At 70.5% G+C, this 14,725-nt stretch carries 17 protein-coding genes and 1 pseudogene; 11 read left to right on the top strand and 7 right to left on the bottom strand.

Annotated features, from left to right (window positions below):
- Positions 1-13: 13 nt before the first annotated feature.
- Positions 14-220, top strand: coding sequence for a DUF397 domain-containing protein (locus OG623_RS31180; protein ID WP_406150931.1), 207 nt, complete (start codon positions 14-16; stop codon positions 218-220).
- Here the strand turns inward: OG623_RS31180 and OG623_RS31175 are convergent.
- Positions 213-1,361: an 8-amino-7-oxononanoate synthase gene (locus tag OG623_RS31175; protein ID WP_406150930.1), complete on the bottom strand. Its 1,149-nt coding sequence runs from the start codon at positions 1,359-1,361 to the stop codon at positions 213-215. The genes OG623_RS31180 and OG623_RS31175 overlap by 8 nt on opposite strands.
- A 143-nt stretch (positions 1,362-1,504) precedes the next feature.
- On the opposite strand from OG623_RS31175, the gene bioB reads away from it, so the two are divergent.
- Genes bioB through bioD form a run of 3 tightly spaced genes read left to right on the top strand, consistent with a single transcriptional unit; the run spans position 1,505 to position 4,680 of the window.
- Positions 1,505-2,689, top strand: coding sequence for a biotin synthase BioB (bioB, locus tag OG623_RS31170; protein ID WP_406150929.1), 1,185 nt, complete (start codon positions 1,505-1,507; stop codon positions 2,687-2,689).
- Positions 2,682-3,986, top strand: a complete 1,305-nt coding sequence (locus OG623_RS31165; protein ID WP_406150928.1) for an adenosylmethionine--8-amino-7-oxononanoate transaminase — start codon at positions 2,682-2,684, stop codon at positions 3,984-3,986. Before bioB ends, OG623_RS31165 begins: the two co-directional genes overlap by 8 nt.
- A 1-nt stretch (position 3,987) precedes the next feature.
- Positions 3,988-4,680: a dethiobiotin synthase gene (gene bioD, locus OG623_RS31160; RefSeq protein WP_406150927.1), complete on the top strand. Its 693-nt coding sequence runs from the start codon at positions 3,988-3,990 to the stop codon at positions 4,678-4,680.
- Between the two features lie 32 nt (positions 4,681-4,712).
- Here bioD and OG623_RS31155 read toward each other — a convergent pair whose 3' ends face one another.
- Positions 4,713-5,084: a fic family toxin-antitoxin system, toxin component gene (locus OG623_RS31155; protein WP_406150926.1), complete on the bottom strand. Its 372-nt coding sequence runs from the start codon at positions 5,082-5,084 to the stop codon at positions 4,713-4,715.
- Positions 5,081-5,308: a hypothetical protein gene (locus OG623_RS31150; RefSeq protein WP_014157595.1), complete on the bottom strand. Its 228-nt coding sequence runs from the start codon at positions 5,306-5,308 to the stop codon at positions 5,081-5,083. Before OG623_RS31150 ends, OG623_RS31155 begins: the two co-directional genes overlap by 4 nt.
- A gap of 112 nt (positions 5,309-5,420) precedes the next feature.
- On the opposite strand from OG623_RS31150, the pseudogene OG623_RS31145 reads away from it, so the two are divergent.
- The 4 genes and pseudogenes from OG623_RS31145 to OG623_RS31130 all read left to right on the top strand — a co-directional run.
- Positions 5,421-5,534, top strand: a pseudogene (locus tag OG623_RS31145) (GNAT family N-acetyltransferase); the annotation flags it as partial.
- A 166-nt stretch (positions 5,535-5,700) separates the two neighbouring features.
- Positions 5,701-7,041: a hemolysin family protein gene (locus tag OG623_RS31140; RefSeq protein WP_406150925.1), complete on the top strand. Its 1,341-nt coding sequence runs from the start codon at positions 5,701-5,703 to the stop codon at positions 7,039-7,041.
- The gene (locus OG623_RS31135; RefSeq protein WP_406150924.1) at positions 7,038-8,057 is read left to right on the top strand and encodes a hemolysin family protein; all 1,020 of its coding nucleotides are present in this window, start codon (positions 7,038-7,040) and stop codon (positions 8,055-8,057) included. The genes OG623_RS31140 and OG623_RS31135 overlap by 4 nt, the downstream gene beginning before the upstream one ends.
- Positions 8,058-8,126: 69 nt before the next feature.
- Positions 8,127-8,963: an SGNH/GDSL hydrolase family protein gene (locus OG623_RS31130; protein ID WP_406150923.1), complete on the top strand. Its 837-nt coding sequence runs from the start codon at positions 8,127-8,129 to the stop codon at positions 8,961-8,963.
- A gap of 11 nt (positions 8,964-8,974) precedes the next feature.
- Here OG623_RS31130 and OG623_RS31125 read toward each other — a convergent pair whose 3' ends face one another.
- Positions 8,975-9,832 carry an SDR family oxidoreductase gene (locus tag OG623_RS31125; RefSeq protein ID WP_406150922.1) on the bottom strand — a complete coding sequence of 286 codons (858 nt, stop codon included), beginning with the start codon at positions 9,830-9,832 and terminating at the stop codon, positions 8,975-8,977.
- A 110-nt stretch (positions 9,833-9,942) separates the two neighbouring features.
- On the opposite strand from OG623_RS31125, the gene OG623_RS31120 reads away from it, so the two are divergent.
- From OG623_RS31120 to mug, 3 genes are all read left to right on the top strand, one after another.
- A complete protein-coding gene (locus tag OG623_RS31120; RefSeq protein WP_406150921.1) occupies positions 9,943-10,308 on the top strand; it encodes a winged helix-turn-helix transcriptional regulator in 366 nt (121 codons plus the stop codon).
- Between the two features lie 80 nt (positions 10,309-10,388).
- Positions 10,389-11,831, top strand: coding sequence for an adenylosuccinate lyase (gene purB / locus OG623_RS31115; RefSeq protein WP_406150920.1), 1,443 nt, complete (start codon positions 10,389-10,391; stop codon positions 11,829-11,831).
- A gap of 25 nt (positions 11,832-11,856) precedes the next feature.
- Complete coding sequence (gene mug, locus OG623_RS31110; RefSeq protein ID WP_406150919.1) at positions 11,857-12,492, top strand: G/U mismatch-specific DNA glycosylase; 636 nt, start codon at positions 11,857-11,859, stop codon at positions 12,490-12,492.
- Here the strand turns inward: mug and OG623_RS31105 are convergent.
- From OG623_RS31105 to OG623_RS31095, 3 genes are all read right to left on the bottom strand, one after another.
- Complete coding sequence (locus OG623_RS31105) at positions 12,426-12,863, bottom strand: hypothetical protein (RefSeq protein WP_406150918.1); 438 nt, start codon at positions 12,861-12,863, stop codon at positions 12,426-12,428. The two genes, mug and OG623_RS31105, sit on opposite strands and share 67 nt — an antisense overlap.
- 126 nt (positions 12,864-12,989) lie before the next feature.
- Positions 12,990-13,733 carry an ABC transporter permease gene (locus OG623_RS31100; protein WP_406150917.1) on the bottom strand — a complete coding sequence of 248 codons (744 nt, stop codon included), beginning with the start codon at positions 13,731-13,733 and terminating at the stop codon, positions 12,990-12,992.
- 5 nt (positions 13,734-13,738) lie between these two features.
- The gene (locus tag OG623_RS31095; RefSeq protein WP_406150916.1) at positions 13,739-14,671 is read right to left on the bottom strand and encodes an ABC transporter ATP-binding protein; all 933 of its coding nucleotides are present in this window, start codon (positions 14,669-14,671) and stop codon (positions 13,739-13,741) included.
- Positions 14,672-14,725: the final 54 nt, after the last annotated feature.

The raw sequence follows: 14,725 nt of genomic DNA, 5'->3' as shown, positions 1-14,725 counted from the left end.
CGAGGGGGGCACGATGTCCGACCGTCTCTTACTCCCCGCGCACCGGTGGCGGCGCAGCAGCCGCAGCACTGGGATGAACAACTGCGTGGAAACCGCGCCGCTGGGTCAGGATCAGCTCGCCGTACGGGACTCCAAGGACGTCGGCCTGCCACCCCTACGCTTCTCCGCGAGGGCGTGGACATCCTTCGTCTCCGGGCTGCACGGCCGGCCGGTCAGCTGACCGCCTCCGGCGCTGTCGCCACGACCGTGTTCACCGCCCTGCCGATCTGATCCGGAGTGAGGTCGGCCCGAGCCGTCAGCCTCAGCCGCGAGATCCCGTCCGGCACCGACGGCGGCCGGAAGCATCCCACCGAGAGACCCGCCGTACGGCAGTCGGCGGCCCAGCGCACGGCCGAATCCGGCGAGGGCGCGCGGACCGACACCACGGCGGCGTCGGGGCGTACGGCCCTCAGCCCGGCAGCGGTCAGCCGGCCGTACAGCTCGGTGGCGACCGCTCCGGCCCTCGCCGCGCGTCCGGGCTCGCGGCGCAGCAGACGCAGGGCACAGAGCGCCGCGCCGGCCGCCGCCGGTGCGAGGCCGGTGTCGAAGATGAACGTACGGGCCGTGTTGACCAGATGGCGGATGACCCGGTCGGGGCCGAGCACCGCTCCGCCCTGGCTGCCGAGCGACTTGGACAGGGTGAGCGTGGCGACGATCCCCTCGCGGCCCGCGAGCCCGGCAGCCGCGAGCGCGCCGCGGCCTCCCTCCCCCAGGACGCCCAGGCCGTGCGCGTCGTCCACCAGGAGGGCGGCGCCCGCGTCGCGGCAGACCTCGGCGAGTGGGGCCAGCGGGGCCGCGTCGCCGTCCACCGAGAAGACGGAGTCGGTCACGGCAAGGGCCCGCCCGTCGTGCGTCCTGAGCATCTCGCGCACGGCCTCGGGGTCCGCGTGCGGGACGACGGCGGTGGCGGCACGGGCGAGCCGGCAGCCGTCGACGATCGAGGCGTGGTTGCCCGCGTCGGACACGATCAGCCCGTCGTGTCCGGTGAGCGCGGTGAGGGCGGCGAGGTTGGCCGCGTAGCCGGACGAGAACACCAGGGCCGCCTCGAATCCGCAGAAGTCGGCGAGCTCGCGCTCCAGTTCGGTGTGCAGTGCGGTGGAACCGGTGACGAGCCGCGAGCCGGTGGCGCCCGCGCCCCAGGTCAGTGCGGCGTCGGCGGCGGCCGATGTGACCTCGGGGTGCCGGCTCAGCCCCAGATAGTCGTTGCTCGCGAGATCCAGCAGCTCCGTTTCTGCGGGCCGGGGGCGCAGCGCCCGTACGAGCCCCGCGTCGGCGCGGCGCCGGGCCTCGTCGTCGATCCAGTCGAACGGGGCGTAGGACATGAGCGGGTCCTTTTTGTAGGCAGCTCACAGACCCTAACCGGGTGCGCAACAGGCCAGGGTGTGGCAATACACACAGCATCGGCCGCCTCTCCTGTCCGGTTCCTCCTTGGCCGATCGTGGTGCCGTACGTAAGGATCTACGCCATGGACCTGCTGAATACGCTGGTGGACAAGGGGCTGCGGCGCGAACTGCCGACCCGTGACGAAGCGCTCGCCGTACTGGCGACCTCGGACGACGACCTGCTCGACGTGGTGGCCGCGGCCGGCAAGGTACGCCGCCAGTGGTTCGGCCGGCGCGTCAAGCTCAACTATCTGGTGAACCTGAAGTCCGGGCTCTGCCCCGAGGACTGCTCGTACTGCTCGCAGCGGCTCGGCTCCAAGGCCGGAATCCTCAAGTACACCTGGCTGAAGCCGGACGAGGCGACGCAGGCCGCCGCCGCCGGGGTGGCCGGTGGCGCCAAGCGCGTCTGTCTGGTGGCGAGCGGCCGGGGACCGACGGACCGGGATGTCGACCGGGTGTCGCAGACCATCGAGGCGATCAAGGGGCAGCACGAGGACGTCGAGGTCTGTGCGTGCCTCGGCCTGCTGTCGCAGGGCCAGGCCGACCGGTTGAGGTCGGCGGGCGCCGACGCGTACAACCACAACCTCAACACCTCCGAGGGGACGTACGGGGAGATCACGACCACCCATACGTACGCGGACCGGGTGGACACCGTGCAGCAGGCCCAGGCCGCCGGGCTCTCCGCGTGCTCGGGGCTGATCGCGGGCATGGGCGAGACCGACGCCGATCTGGTGGACGTGGTGTTCTCGCTGCGCGAGCTGGACCCCGACTCGGTGCCGGTGAACTTCCTGATCCCGATCGAGGGGACCCCGCTCGCCAAGGAGTGGCACCTCACGCCCCAGCGCTGCCTGCGCATCCTGGCGATGGTCCGGTTCGTCTGCCCGGACGTCGAGGTGCGGCTCGCGGGCGGGCGCGAGGTCCATCTGCGCTCGATGCAGCCGCTCGCCCTGAACCTGGCCAACTCGATCTTCCTGGGTGACTACCTCACCACCGAGGGCCAGTCGGGACAGTCCGACCTCGACATGATCGCGGACGCCGGTTTCGAGGTGGAGGGCGCGGACACGACGACGCTCCCCGAGCACCGCGCGCCCGCCGGAGGCGGCTGTGGTTCGCACGAGGGCGGCTGCGCTCCGTGCGGGGAGCCCGCCGAGGCCGCCCCGGAGCTGTCCGAGGTCCTGGCGGCGGGGAGTACGGATCAGGCGGCCCGCACGGATCTGGTGGCGGTCCGCCGTCGCGGTGCGGGGACGGACCTCGCGCCCAATGCCTGATCCGCTCCGCCCCGCCGAACTCCTCGCCCTGGACCGGGCCCACGTCTGGCATCCCTACGGTCCGATGCCGGGCCGGCAGGAGCCCCTGGTGGTGGAGTCCGCGTCGGGGGTGCGCCTCCGGCTCGCCGAACCCGCCCACGGTCACCGCGAGTTGGTGGACGGCATGTCGTCCTGGTGGTCGGCGGTCCATGGCTACAGCCATCCGGTGCTCGACGAGGCCGCACGCGGCCAGCTGGACCGGATGAGCCATGTGATGTTCGGCGGGCTCACGCACGAGCCCGCCGTACGGCTGGCGACCCGCCTGGTGGAGATCACTCCGGAGCCGCTGCGGCATGTCTTCCTCGCCGACTCGGGGTCCGTCTCCGTCGAGGTCGCCGTCAAGATGTGCCTGCAGTACTGGCGTTCGGCGGGGCGGCCCGCCAAGCACCGGCTGATGACCTGGCGCGGCGGGTATCACGGGGACACCTGGCAGCCGATGTCGGTGTGCGACCCCGAGGGCGGGATGCACGAGCTGTGGTCGGGTTCCCTCCCCCGGCAGATCTTCGCGGACGCCCCGCCGGACGGCTTCGACGCCGAGCCCGACGACGCGTACGTGGCGCATCTGCGCGAGCTGGTGGCCGCCCATGCCCACGAGCTGGCAGCGGTGATCGTGGAGCCCGTGGTCCAGGGCGCCGGCGGCATGCGCTTCCACTCCCCCGCGTATCTGCGGGTGCTCCGCGAAGCGTGCGACGCGAACGACGTCCTGCTGGTGTTCGACGAGATCGCGACGGGATTCGGCCGTACCGGGCAGCTGTTCGCGGCCGGCCACGCCGGGGTGTCACCCGATGTCATGTGTGTCGGCAAGGCGCTGACGGGCGGCTACCTGACGCTGGCGGCCACCCTGTGCACCTCCGAGGTGGCCGAGGGCATTTCGAGCGGCGATGTGCCGGTGCTGGCGCACGGTCCGACGTTCATGGGCAATCCGCTCGCCTCGGCGGTGGCCTGCGCCTCCGTGGATCTCCTGCTGAGCCAGGACTGGGATCTTGAGGTGAAGCGGATCGGCGACGGTCTGCGCCGGGGTCTCGCGGAGGCGGCCGGTCTGCCGGGCGTACGGGACGTCCGGGTGCTGGGCGCGATCGGCGTCGTACAGCTGGATCACGAGGTGGACATGGAGGCCGCGACACGGGCCGCGGTCCGCGAGGGCGTGTGGCTGCGCCCGTTCCGCGACCTCGTGTACACGATGCCGCCGTATGTGACGGGTGATGACGATGTGACACGGATCTGCCGGGCCGTGTGCGCCTCGGCGAGGGAGGGCTGAGATGACGATCCTCGTGGTGACCGGGACGGGCACCGAGATCGGCAAGACGATCGTGACAGCGGCGGTGGCGGCCGCGTTCCGTGACCGTCGGGTCGCGGTGCTCAAGCCCGCACAGACGGGTCTCGCACCGGAGGAGGCCGGAGACGCCGCCGAGGTGGCACGGCTGGCGGGCGCCCATGTGACCGCCGTCGAACTGGCCCGTTTCCCGGAGCCGTTGGCCCCGGAGACAGCGGCACGCCGAGCGGGTCTCGCGCCCGTACGCCCGTACGAGATCGCGGAGGCAGCCCAGAAGCTGGCGACCGAGCACGACCTGGTGCTGGTCGAGGGCGCGGGCGGGCTGCTGGTCCGCTACGACGAGCAGGGGGCCACGCTCGCGGACGCCGCGCGGCTGATGGCGGCTCCCGTGCTGGTGGTGGCCCCTGCGGGTCTTGGCACCCTGAACGCCACCGCGCTGACGACGGAGGCGCTGCGCACCCGTGGTCTCACGTGTCCCGGGGTGGTGGTGGGGAGCATGCCGGCCGATCCCGATCTGGCCTCACGGTGCAACGTCGACGACCTGCCGGTCGCCGCCGGCGTCCCGCTGCTCGGGGCGGTGCCGGCCGGCGCGGGTGCGCTGGATCCCGGGGTCTTCCGGACGCGGGCTGCGGACTGGCTGGCACCGGAGCTCGGCGGGAACCTCGGGAGCGGCGGCTGAGCCGGGCTCCCAGGCCGCCTGAGGGACGCGGGTCACAGGCTCCAACGGCGCAGCTCGTCGGCGATGATCCGGACGTCGGCCTTGCCCTCCTTCACCAGCCGGGCGAGGTCGCGCACCTGCTCGGGAGAGGTGATGACCTTCAGCCCCGAGGCGACGAGATAGCCGTAGGCGACGGCGGAGGCGAACATCGCGTTGGAGTGTTCGAGCGCGGGCACATGGAGGAGCAGCTGCAACAGGGCGGCCGCCCTGGAGTGGGGGTCGCTGTAGACGGGGCTACCGAAGATCTCCGCCTCGTGCCGGCTGACGGCGGCGACGAGCGCGCCCCAGTCGACGACCTGCGGGTCACCTGGCGTCTTGTGCTCCGCGACCATGAGCAGCCACGAAAGGTCGATCTGCAGGTTCAACGGGTGCCTTCGCGCTCCGGGCCGAACTCTTCGGCGAACACCGACTCGTACTGCTTCATGAAGTCGGCCGCGGCCTCGACGAAGGTGTGTCCCACCTCGCCCGCATCCTGTTTGACCAGCTCCTCTATGTAGCGGTTCACGCTCATCCCCCGCTGCAGCGCGCGCTGTCGCGCCGCCTCGGCGGTGGCCTCGTCCACACGAACGTTCAGCTGAGTCTTGGGCACGCCCTTACGCTAGCGCGCGTGCGCTAGCACCCGCAAGGGGAGCGGGACGGCACAGCAGCAGCGGGGCGAATGAGGTTCGCTGTTTTCCCCCGCGCTCTGATTGGCTCGTGTCATGACTGATCTCCGCATCCGCCGCGCCACCCCGTCCGACACCGACAGCGTGCTGCGCTTCTGGGCCGAGGCCGCGGAGGGCACCAGCATCAGCGACGACCACGACGGAGTGGCCGCCCGCCATACAGTGGATTTTGCCTATCCTTTACTATGGATCCTCGACCGTCCGACCCTTTCGAAAGGTGTGAGCGTCCGCCCATGGGCGAGCCCCCCAGTAGTAGATACCGCCGACATCGAGCGAAGCCTCTGCCCCTGCCCGATCATGGGACGGAGGTGAACCGATGACCGAAGTGCTCCTGCTGCTCGTGGCGCTGCTGCTCGCCCTCGCCTGCGGCGCCTTCGTGGCGGCCGAGTTCTCCCTGACCACCGTGGAGCGCGGCGATCTCGAACGCGCCGTCGAGCGGGGTGACCGTGGTGCTGCGGGAGCGCTCAAGGCCGTACGCAGCCTCACGTATCAGCTCTCCGGCGCGCAGCTCGGCATCACCGTCACCAACCTGGTGGTGGGCATGCTCTCCGAGCCGTCCATCTCCAAGCTCATCCGGGGACCTGTGGAGGCGACCGGGCTCTCGCCCGGTGTGTCCTCATCGCTGGCCCTGGTGATCGGCACGGCTCTGTCCACCGTGGTGCTGATGGTGATCGGTGAACTCGTCCCGAAGAACTGGGCGATCTCCTCCCCGCTCGCCGTCGCCCGCACGGTCGCGACGCCGCAGCGCGCGTTCACAGCGGTCTTCCGGCCCTTCATCAGCCACCTCAACAACACCGCCAACCGGATCGTGCGCCGCTTCGGCCTCGAACCGGCCGAGGAACTCGCCTCCGCACGCAGTCCGCAGGAGCTGGTCGCACTCGCGCGCCACTCCGCGAAGGAGGGCGCGCTGGAGGCGGACACCGCCGAACTCTTCGTACGCACCCTCAACCTGTCCGAACTGACCGCGGAGAACGTCATGACCCCCCGGGTCCAGGTCACCGCCCTCGACGTGCTGGCGACCGCGGAGGACGTCGCGAACGCCACCCGGGCGACCGGCCTCTCCCGCTTCCCCGTCTACCGGGGCAGCCTGGACACGGTCGTCGGCGTCGCGCACATCAAGGACGTACTGGCCGTTCCGGCGGACCAGCGGCCCCGTAAGCGGGTGTCGGACATGCTGCGTGAACCGCTGCTCGTGCCCGAGACACTCACCGTGGACCGCCTGCTGGACCGGCTCTCCGGAAAGCTGGCCATGGCCGTCGTCATCGACGAGTACGGCGGCACGGCGGGAGTCGTGACGCTGGAGGACATCGTGGAGGAAGTCGTCGGCGAGGTGCGGGACGAGCACGACCCGCACGAGACCCCCGACCTGGCGGCCGCGGGCGAGGACGCGGACGGACGCACCCTCTGGTCGGCCGACGGCGCGGCCCGCACGGACCAGCTCCGCACGATCGGACTGCGGGTACCGGACGGGCCGTACGAGACGCTGGCCGGTCTGATCGCGACGGAGGTCGGCCGCATCCCGGTCGTCGGTGACTCCGTCGAGCTCACGGGGTGGCGCATCGACGTGGTCGACGCCTCGGGCCACCGCGCGGCGCGTGCTCTGCTGCACGCCCCGCTTCCGGGTGCCGACGACGACCCGGCGGAGGACGACCGATGATCGCCGTCCAGCTCTTCATCGGTCTGCTCACCCTGGTCGTCAACGCCTTCTTCGTCGGCGCGGAGTTCGCGCTGATCTCCGTACGCCGCAGTCAGATCGAGCCCGCGGCCGAAGCCGGTGACCGAAGGGCCCGCAGCGTCATCTGGGGCCTGGAGCATGTGTCGGCGCTCCTCGCGGCGGCGCAGCTGGGCATCACGCTCTGCACGCTGGTGCTGGGTATCGTCGCCGAGCCCGCCATCGCCCATCTGCTGGAGCCCGTCTTCGACGGGGTGGGCGTGCCGCACGGGCTCGTACATCCTATCTCGTTCGTCATCGCGCTGACGGCGGCGACCTATCTGCACATGCTGCTGGGCGAGATGGTGCCGAAGAACATCGCGCTGGCCGAGCCGGCCCGCACCGCTCTGCTGCTCGGACCGCCCCTGGTGACGCTCGCCAGGGCCCTGAAGCCGGTGATCTTCACGATCAACACCTTCGCGAACACGCTGCTCAAGCTGTTGCGGGTGGAGACCAAGGACGAGGTCTCCGCGACCTTCTCCGACGACGAACTGGCACGCCTCGTCAAGGACGCCGAGGACTCCGGGCTCGTCGACGACCGCTCGGCGGACCGTCTGCGGCACGCGCTGGAACTGGGCCGGCGTCCGGTGAAGGACGTGGTCCTTCCGGTCGACCGGGTGCTCTACACCCGGGTCGGCACGACCCCCGAGGAGCTGGAGCGGCTCTCGCACGAGTCCGGCTTCTCGCGCTTCCCGGTGACGGACAGCGAGCAGCGCATCGTCGGGTACCTCCATGTGAAGGACGCCCTGGACGCCATGCCGCGTGATGTGCCCTTCCCCGTGACGGCGTTGCGGCCGATCGCCCGGGTGCGTGCGGCGACACCGCTGGACGATGTGCTGACGGCACTGCGACGCAGCCGTACGCATCTGGCGGCCGTGCTCGACGAGGACGGCCGGCTGGCCGGCATGGTCACGATGGAGGACGTGCTGCGCGAACTGGTGGGCAGGCCCAGGACCCGCTGACGCCCGGTCCGCCGACAGGTCCCGCCACCCACGGGTGACGGGGCCTGTCGCGGTACGATCGGCAGCGCCATGGAACTGAATGCCTCCTACACCAGTCTTGTCGCGGTCGGCGACTCCTTCACCGAGGGCATGTCGGACCTGCTGCCCGACGGTTCCTACCGCGGCTGGGCCGACGTCCTCGCCTCCCGGCTCGCGGCCCGCGCACCCGGCTTCCGGTACGCCAATCTCGCCGTACGGGGCAAGCTCATCGGCCAGATCGTGGACGAGCAGGTCGAGGTCGCCGCCGCGCTGCAGCCGGACGTGATCACACTCGTCGGCGGACTCAACGACACCCTGCGCCCGAAGTGCGACATGGGCATGGTCCGCGGCCGACTGGAGGAGGCGGTGGAGCGTCTCGCGCCGTCGTGCAAGACCCTGGTGCTGATGCGCAGCCCCGGCCGGAACGGCCCCGTGATGGAACGCTTCCGCCCGCGGATGGAGGAGCTGTTCTCGCTGGTCGATGACCTCGCCGAGCGCCATGGCGCACGGGTGACCGATCTGTACGGCGCGGCGTCGCTGGGAGACCAGCGGATGTGGGACGTGGACCGGCTGCACCTGACGGCCGATGGCCATCGCCGGGTCGCGGAGGCGGTCTGGCAGACGCTGGGCCTGCCGGCCGAGAGCGACTGGCGGACCCCGCTGCCGGAGTCCCCGCCGGCGCGGTGGACGCGGCGACGCATCGACGACGCCCGGTTCGCCAAGCAGCATCTGCTGCCCTGGATAGGACGGCGGCTGACCGGCCGCTCGTCAGGCGACGGCCGGGCCGGCGCGCACTTCGACGCGGAGCTGGGCAAGGCGTTCTGGATCACTCCGGCGGACGGGGCGACGCCAGGACCGGTGACCGGCTGGCGCCGCCTGGACGGCTGACCTGGCACTCGTCAGGCCACGTCTCCGCCTCGGCGGAACGCGGCCACGTTGCGTACGGCCCAGTCGGCGAAGGTCCGCGGAGCGTGGCCGGTGACCCGCTGGACGTCCTGGCTCACGTGCAGTTCGGCCGGGGTCGGCGAGCCGATGATGTCGAGGGTGTCATCGGCGAGTTCCACCGGCATGCTCCGGGCCATGGCTGCCCTGGCCTCATCCCGGGTGAGCTCATGGAACGTCACCGGCGAACCCAGCGCGGCGGCGATGGCCTCCGTCTGCTGGCGCGGAGTGATCACCTCCGGGCCGGTCAGCTCGTACACACCGCCGTTGTGCCGGTCATCCAGCAGGCAGGCGGCCGCGACCGCCGCGATGTCCGCCGGGTCAATGATCGGCACCCCGATGTCCCCGAAGGGCGCGTGCACGACCTGCTGTCCGCGGACGGAATCCGCCCACCACAGGGCGTTGGAGGCGAAGCCGCCCGGCCGCAGGACGGACCATTCGAGGCCGGACTCCCGCAGCGTGTCCTCAAGGGCGCGCATCGCGACCCGCGTGGTGCCGAAGGGCCTGGTCACCACGCCGAGCGTGGAGAGCAGGACGACCCGGCGTACCCCTGCGGCCGCGGCTTCCGCGATGATGTCGGCGGGGTTGGCCCCAACGGCGTGCAGGTCGCCCGACAGCAGCAGGAACAACGCGTCCGCCCCGTCCAGCGCGGGCTTGAGACCGGCGGGCTCGGCCAGGTCGGCCGCCACATGGCGGGCCCCGTTCGGCACCGTCGCCGTGTGCCGCGACACGGCTGTCACATGCCTTCCCGCCTCGGTCAGCGCCTGCGTCAACGGTCGGCCGATGTTTCCGGTGGCTCCGGTCACCACGATCATGTTCTGCTCCTCGTCGGGATGTGAACGACGTCCGTATGTCGTCCGTGGCCGTCACGCTAGGAGCTGAGGCTTACTTTTGGTAAGGACATACCTCGAGGTAAGTTCATGACATGACAGAAGGCATGCAGGACAGGGCGGTCGGGACAGGCAAGCGGTATGACGTGTTTCACACCGACTGCCCGGCGCGCGACGTGGTCGACCATGTGACCAGCAGGTGGGGCATCTGGGTGCTGATCTCCTTGCGCGGCAGCGACCTGCGCTTCTACGAACTGCGCGAGAGCATCCGAGGCATCAGCGAGAAGATGCTCGCCCAGACCCTGCGCGCACTGGTCGAGGACGGTCTGGTCCGCCGGGAGGTCGCCCCGACGACGCCGCCCCAGGTCACCTACGGACTGACCGAGTTCGGCCGTGACATCGGCGAGCCGCTGACCGAGCTGTTCGACCGGATCACCCTGCGGCTGTCACCGCGGGAGTGACGCATCACCTCTGACCTGGAGCTTCCTACATCAGGCCGACGGTTCGGACCTCGTATGGACGGCCGGTAAACTCCGGACACGTGACTGCTGTGTCTGCGAAGCCTCGCATCCCCAATGTCCTGGCCGGCCGCTATGCCTCCACGGAGCTGGCCGTCCTCTGGTCCCCCGAGCAGAAGGTGAAGCTGGAACGCCAGCTGTGGCTGGCGGTGCTGCGCGCTCAGAAGGACCTCGGGATCGAGGTACCCGACGCGGCCCCGGCCGACTACGAGCGCGTGATCGACCAGGTCGACCTCGCCTCGATCGCCGAGCGCGAGAAGGTGACCCGGCACGATGTGAAGGCGCGGATCGAGGAGTTCAACGCGCTCGCCGGCCATGAGCAGGTCCACAAGGGCATGACCTCCCGGGACCTCACCGAGAACGTCGAGCAGCTGCAGATCCGGCTCTCGCTGGAGCTGATGCGCGACCGCACGGTGGCCGTCCTGGCGCGGCTGGGCCGGCAGGCGGCGGAGTACGGCGAGCTGGTGATGGCGGGCCGTTCGCACAACGTCGCCGCGCAGGCGACGACGCTCGGCAAGCGCTTCGCCACCGCGGCGGACGAGCTGCTCGTGGCGTACGGGCGGCTGGAGGACCTGCTGGGCCGCTATCCGCTGCGCGGCATCAAGGGGCCGGTCGGCACGGCGCAGGACATGCTGGACCTGCTCGGCGGTGACGCGGGCAAGCTCGCCGACCTGGAGCAGCGCGTCGCCGAGCACCTGGGCTTCGCCCACGCCTTCACCTCCGTCGGCCAGGTCTACCCCCGCTCCCTCGACTACGACGTGGTCACCGCGCTGGTGCAGCTGGCCGCCGCGCCCTCGTCGGTCGCCAAGACCATCCGGCTGATGGCCGGACACGAGCTGGTGACCGAGGGCTTCAAGCCGGGCCAGGTCGGCTCGTCCGCGATGCCGCACAAGATGAACACGCGCTCCTGCGAGCGGGTCAACGGCCTGATGGTGATCCTGCGCGGCTATGCGTCGATGACGGGCGAGCTGGCGGGCGACCAGTGGAACGAGGGCGATGTGTCCTGCTCCGTGGTCCGCCGGGTCGCGCTGCCGGACGCCTTCTTCGCGTTCGACGGCCTGCTGGAGACCTTCCTCACCGTGCTCGACGAGTTCGGCGCCTTCCCCGCGGTCGTCGCGCGTGAGCTGGACCGCTACCTCCCCTTCCTCGCCACGACCAAGGTGCTGATGGGCGCGGTGCGGGCCGGTGTGGGCCGTGAGGTCGCGCACGAGGCCATCAAGGAGAACGCGGTCGCTTCGGCCCTCGCCATGCGGGAACAGGGCGCCGAGCGCAACGAACTGCTGGACAAGCTGGCCGCCGACGACCGGATCCCGCTCGACCGCGGTGAGCTGGACGCCCTGATGGCCGACAAGCTCTCGTTCACCGGTGCGGCCGGCGACCAGATCGCCGTCCTGGTGTCCCGGATCGAGGAGATCACCAAGCAGCACCCGGAAGCCGCCGCGTACACCCCCGGCTCCATTCTCTGACGGTGACGGCCCCCTCCACCGCCGGATGACCCCCGAGGAGCTCCTGGCTGCCCGCGATCGCGTCGTACCCGACGTGGTCGCGGGCGGTCTGCGTGTGCTGTTCTGCGGAATCAACCCGAGCCTCATGACCGCCGCCACGGGCCACCATTTCGCCCATCCCGGCAACCGGTTCTGGCCGGTGCTCCACCGGTCGGGATTCACACCCCGGCAGCTGAAACCCTCGGAACAGGATCAGCTTCCGGGCTACGGCCTTGGCATCACCAATGTGGTGGCCAGGGCCACGGCACGCGCCGACGAGCTGGAAGCGGAGGAATTCCGTGCGGGGGGACGGGTCCTGTCGGCCAAGGTGGAAGAGCTGGGCCCGCTGTGGCTGGCCGTGGTCGGAGTCACCGCCTATCGCACGGCCTTCGGCGAACGCCGGGCCCGGATCGGCCCGCAGGAGCGGACGATCGGCGGAGCCCGCGTATGGGCGCTGCCCAACCCGAGCGGCCTGAACGCCCATTGGACCGTGGCCACCATGGCGGACGAGTACGCGCGGCTGCTGGCGGCGGTCGGCCCGGCCGGCACCCCGGAACCACGGCCGACCCGGAGCCCTCAGGGCGGGTCGACCACGGTCACCAGCACGCCCAACTCACAGCCGGGCCCGTCCTCCTCCAGGTAGAGCACGACGGCGATCCACCGGTCCTGTGCCCACCAGAGCGGCAGATGCTCACAACTCGCGACAGGCTCGGCCCAGGGCTCGGCTATCACCTCCCCCGCCATCATCCGCTCCTGTGCGCTCCAGAGGCTGATCCTCTGCGGTTCGCCCCAGCGCAGGGTGAGCAGCGAGAGCAGGGCATCGTGCTCCGCCAGGCACTGCGCCTGTAATGCGAGCCGATCCGCCTCGTCCCCCTCCCCGTGGTCGTCCTCACCGAGGAGGAGCGCCGTGTGGTAGCCGGGCCCGCTGATTCCCGAGCCCGTCGGAACCCGCTCCGAGGGAAAGTCCTGGGTGCGCATCCCGTCGATGAGGCGGAGGTGATGTGCGGTGGTCATACCGTCAGTAAACCGTCTGCCACTGACACATGGTGCCTGCCGGGTCTCCCCACCCGCCTCCGATGCCGGAAACCGGGCTCCTTCCGCCTGCCGACGCCCGCGCCTCGACTCGCCCCTCGCCCTCCCTCAGGCATCTCTCGTCCGCAGGGTCCACCAGCCGGCGACCAGCGCAGCCCCCGCCCACACGGCGGTGACCGCCAAGCCTCCCCAGGCGCCGAGACTCCCTTCCGGATTCTGGTGGAGCACCAGCTGCCCCGCCTGATCGGGCAGATACCGGACGATGTCCCCGGCGACATCTCCGACGACGAAGGAGACGATCAACAGGAAGGGAATGAGCGTGCTGAGCACGGCGACGGCGCTGCGCAACACCGTCGTGAGACCGGCGGCGAGCAGGGCGATCAGCGCAAGATAGATTCCGCCGCCGAACGAAGCGCGCAGCGCGCCGGTGTCACCCAGGCCTATCGCATACTCCCCCATGAACATCTGCCCCACCAGAAACGCCGCGAAGCTGGTGACCATCCCGATGGCGAGGGCGAGTCCGCCGATCACCGATATCTTCGCGGCATAGAGAAGGCCTCGCCGGGGGACGGCCGAGAGGGATTGACGCAGAACGCCGTTCACGAACTCCGAGGACAGGGCCGTCGCCCCGAAGTTCAGCGCCGCGATCTGCCCGAAGTTCAGCGCGTAGAAGGCGGAGAACAGCAGGTCATGGTCGGGGTTGTTCGCCTCCGCGCGACCCACGGTGGCGAACGTGAGCACGGTGACGGCAAGCGTTACAGCGAATACCGCTATGAGCGAGAACACGATGGACCGCACTGATCTGATCTTGATCCATTCGGAGTGCAGCACGGCCTTCGTCGAGGTGGTCACGGTGGTCAGGCCTCCTGTGCCGTGAGCGGTGCGACCGCTTCAAACTCTGATGCGTCTGCGGTGAGATCCAGGTAGGCATCCTCCAGGGTGGTCCGCGGGTCGGTGAGTTCGAGCAGGGGGATCCCTTCGGCCGCGGCTGCCGCGCCGATCTCCTCCGCCTTTGCCCCGTCGACCGTCCAGCACCCGTCCTCCTCCCGCACCGGCACGTATCCCTTGCGGATCACGGCCTCCCGGAGCCGAGTGTCTTCGGAGGTGCGTAGCCGGACACCGGGCCGGCTGCGGGAGTCGAGGAACTCCCGCATCGGCAGATCCGCGAGCAGCCGTCCTCGGCCGAGGACGATCAGGTGGTCGGCGAATGACGAGGTCTCGTTCATCAGGTGGCTGGAGACCAGGACGGTGCGTCCCTCCCGGGCCATGCTTCGCATGAGCTCACGGATCCAGATGATGCCTTCCGGATCCAGCCCGTTCGACGGTTCGTCGAGCATCACCACATCCGGCTCGCCCAGCAACGCGGCCGCGACCCCGAGGCGTTGGCGCATTCCGAGCGAGAACGTCTTGATCCTCCGCCCGGCAACCGCCTCGAGCCCGGCCTCCCCCAGGACCTCGTCGGCCCTGCGGGCGGCTATGCCGTTGCTCACCGCGAGAGCGAGAAGGTGGTCACGCGCCGTACGTGAGCCATGAGCCGCCTGTGGATCGAGCAGGGCGCCGACCCGGTGCAACGGGGCTCCCAGCGTCGCATACGGGTGCCCACCGACGGTGGCGGTGCCGGATGTGGGCCGGTCCAGGCCGAGGACGAGTCTCATGGTGGTGGACTTGCCCGCGCCGTTGGGGCCGAGAAAGCCCGTCACGCGGCCGGGGCGCACACTGAACGTGAGCCGGTCAACCGCCTTCGTGGACCCGTAGTCCTTGGTCAGTTCGTCGACGTCGATGCTGGTCATGACCCAAGGCTGGCTCCCAACCCTCGGTGGAATCCTCCCCCGCCAGGGTGGTTC

The sequence above is a fragment of the Streptomyces sp. NBC_01012 genome (genome assembly GCF_045162755.1).
In the GTDB taxonomy this organism is placed as follows: Bacteria; Actinomycetota; Actinomycetes; order Streptomycetales; family Streptomycetaceae; genus Streptomyces.
Note: the sequence above shows the minus strand (reverse complement) of the source record. Positions and strands in the feature narration are given on the sequence as shown.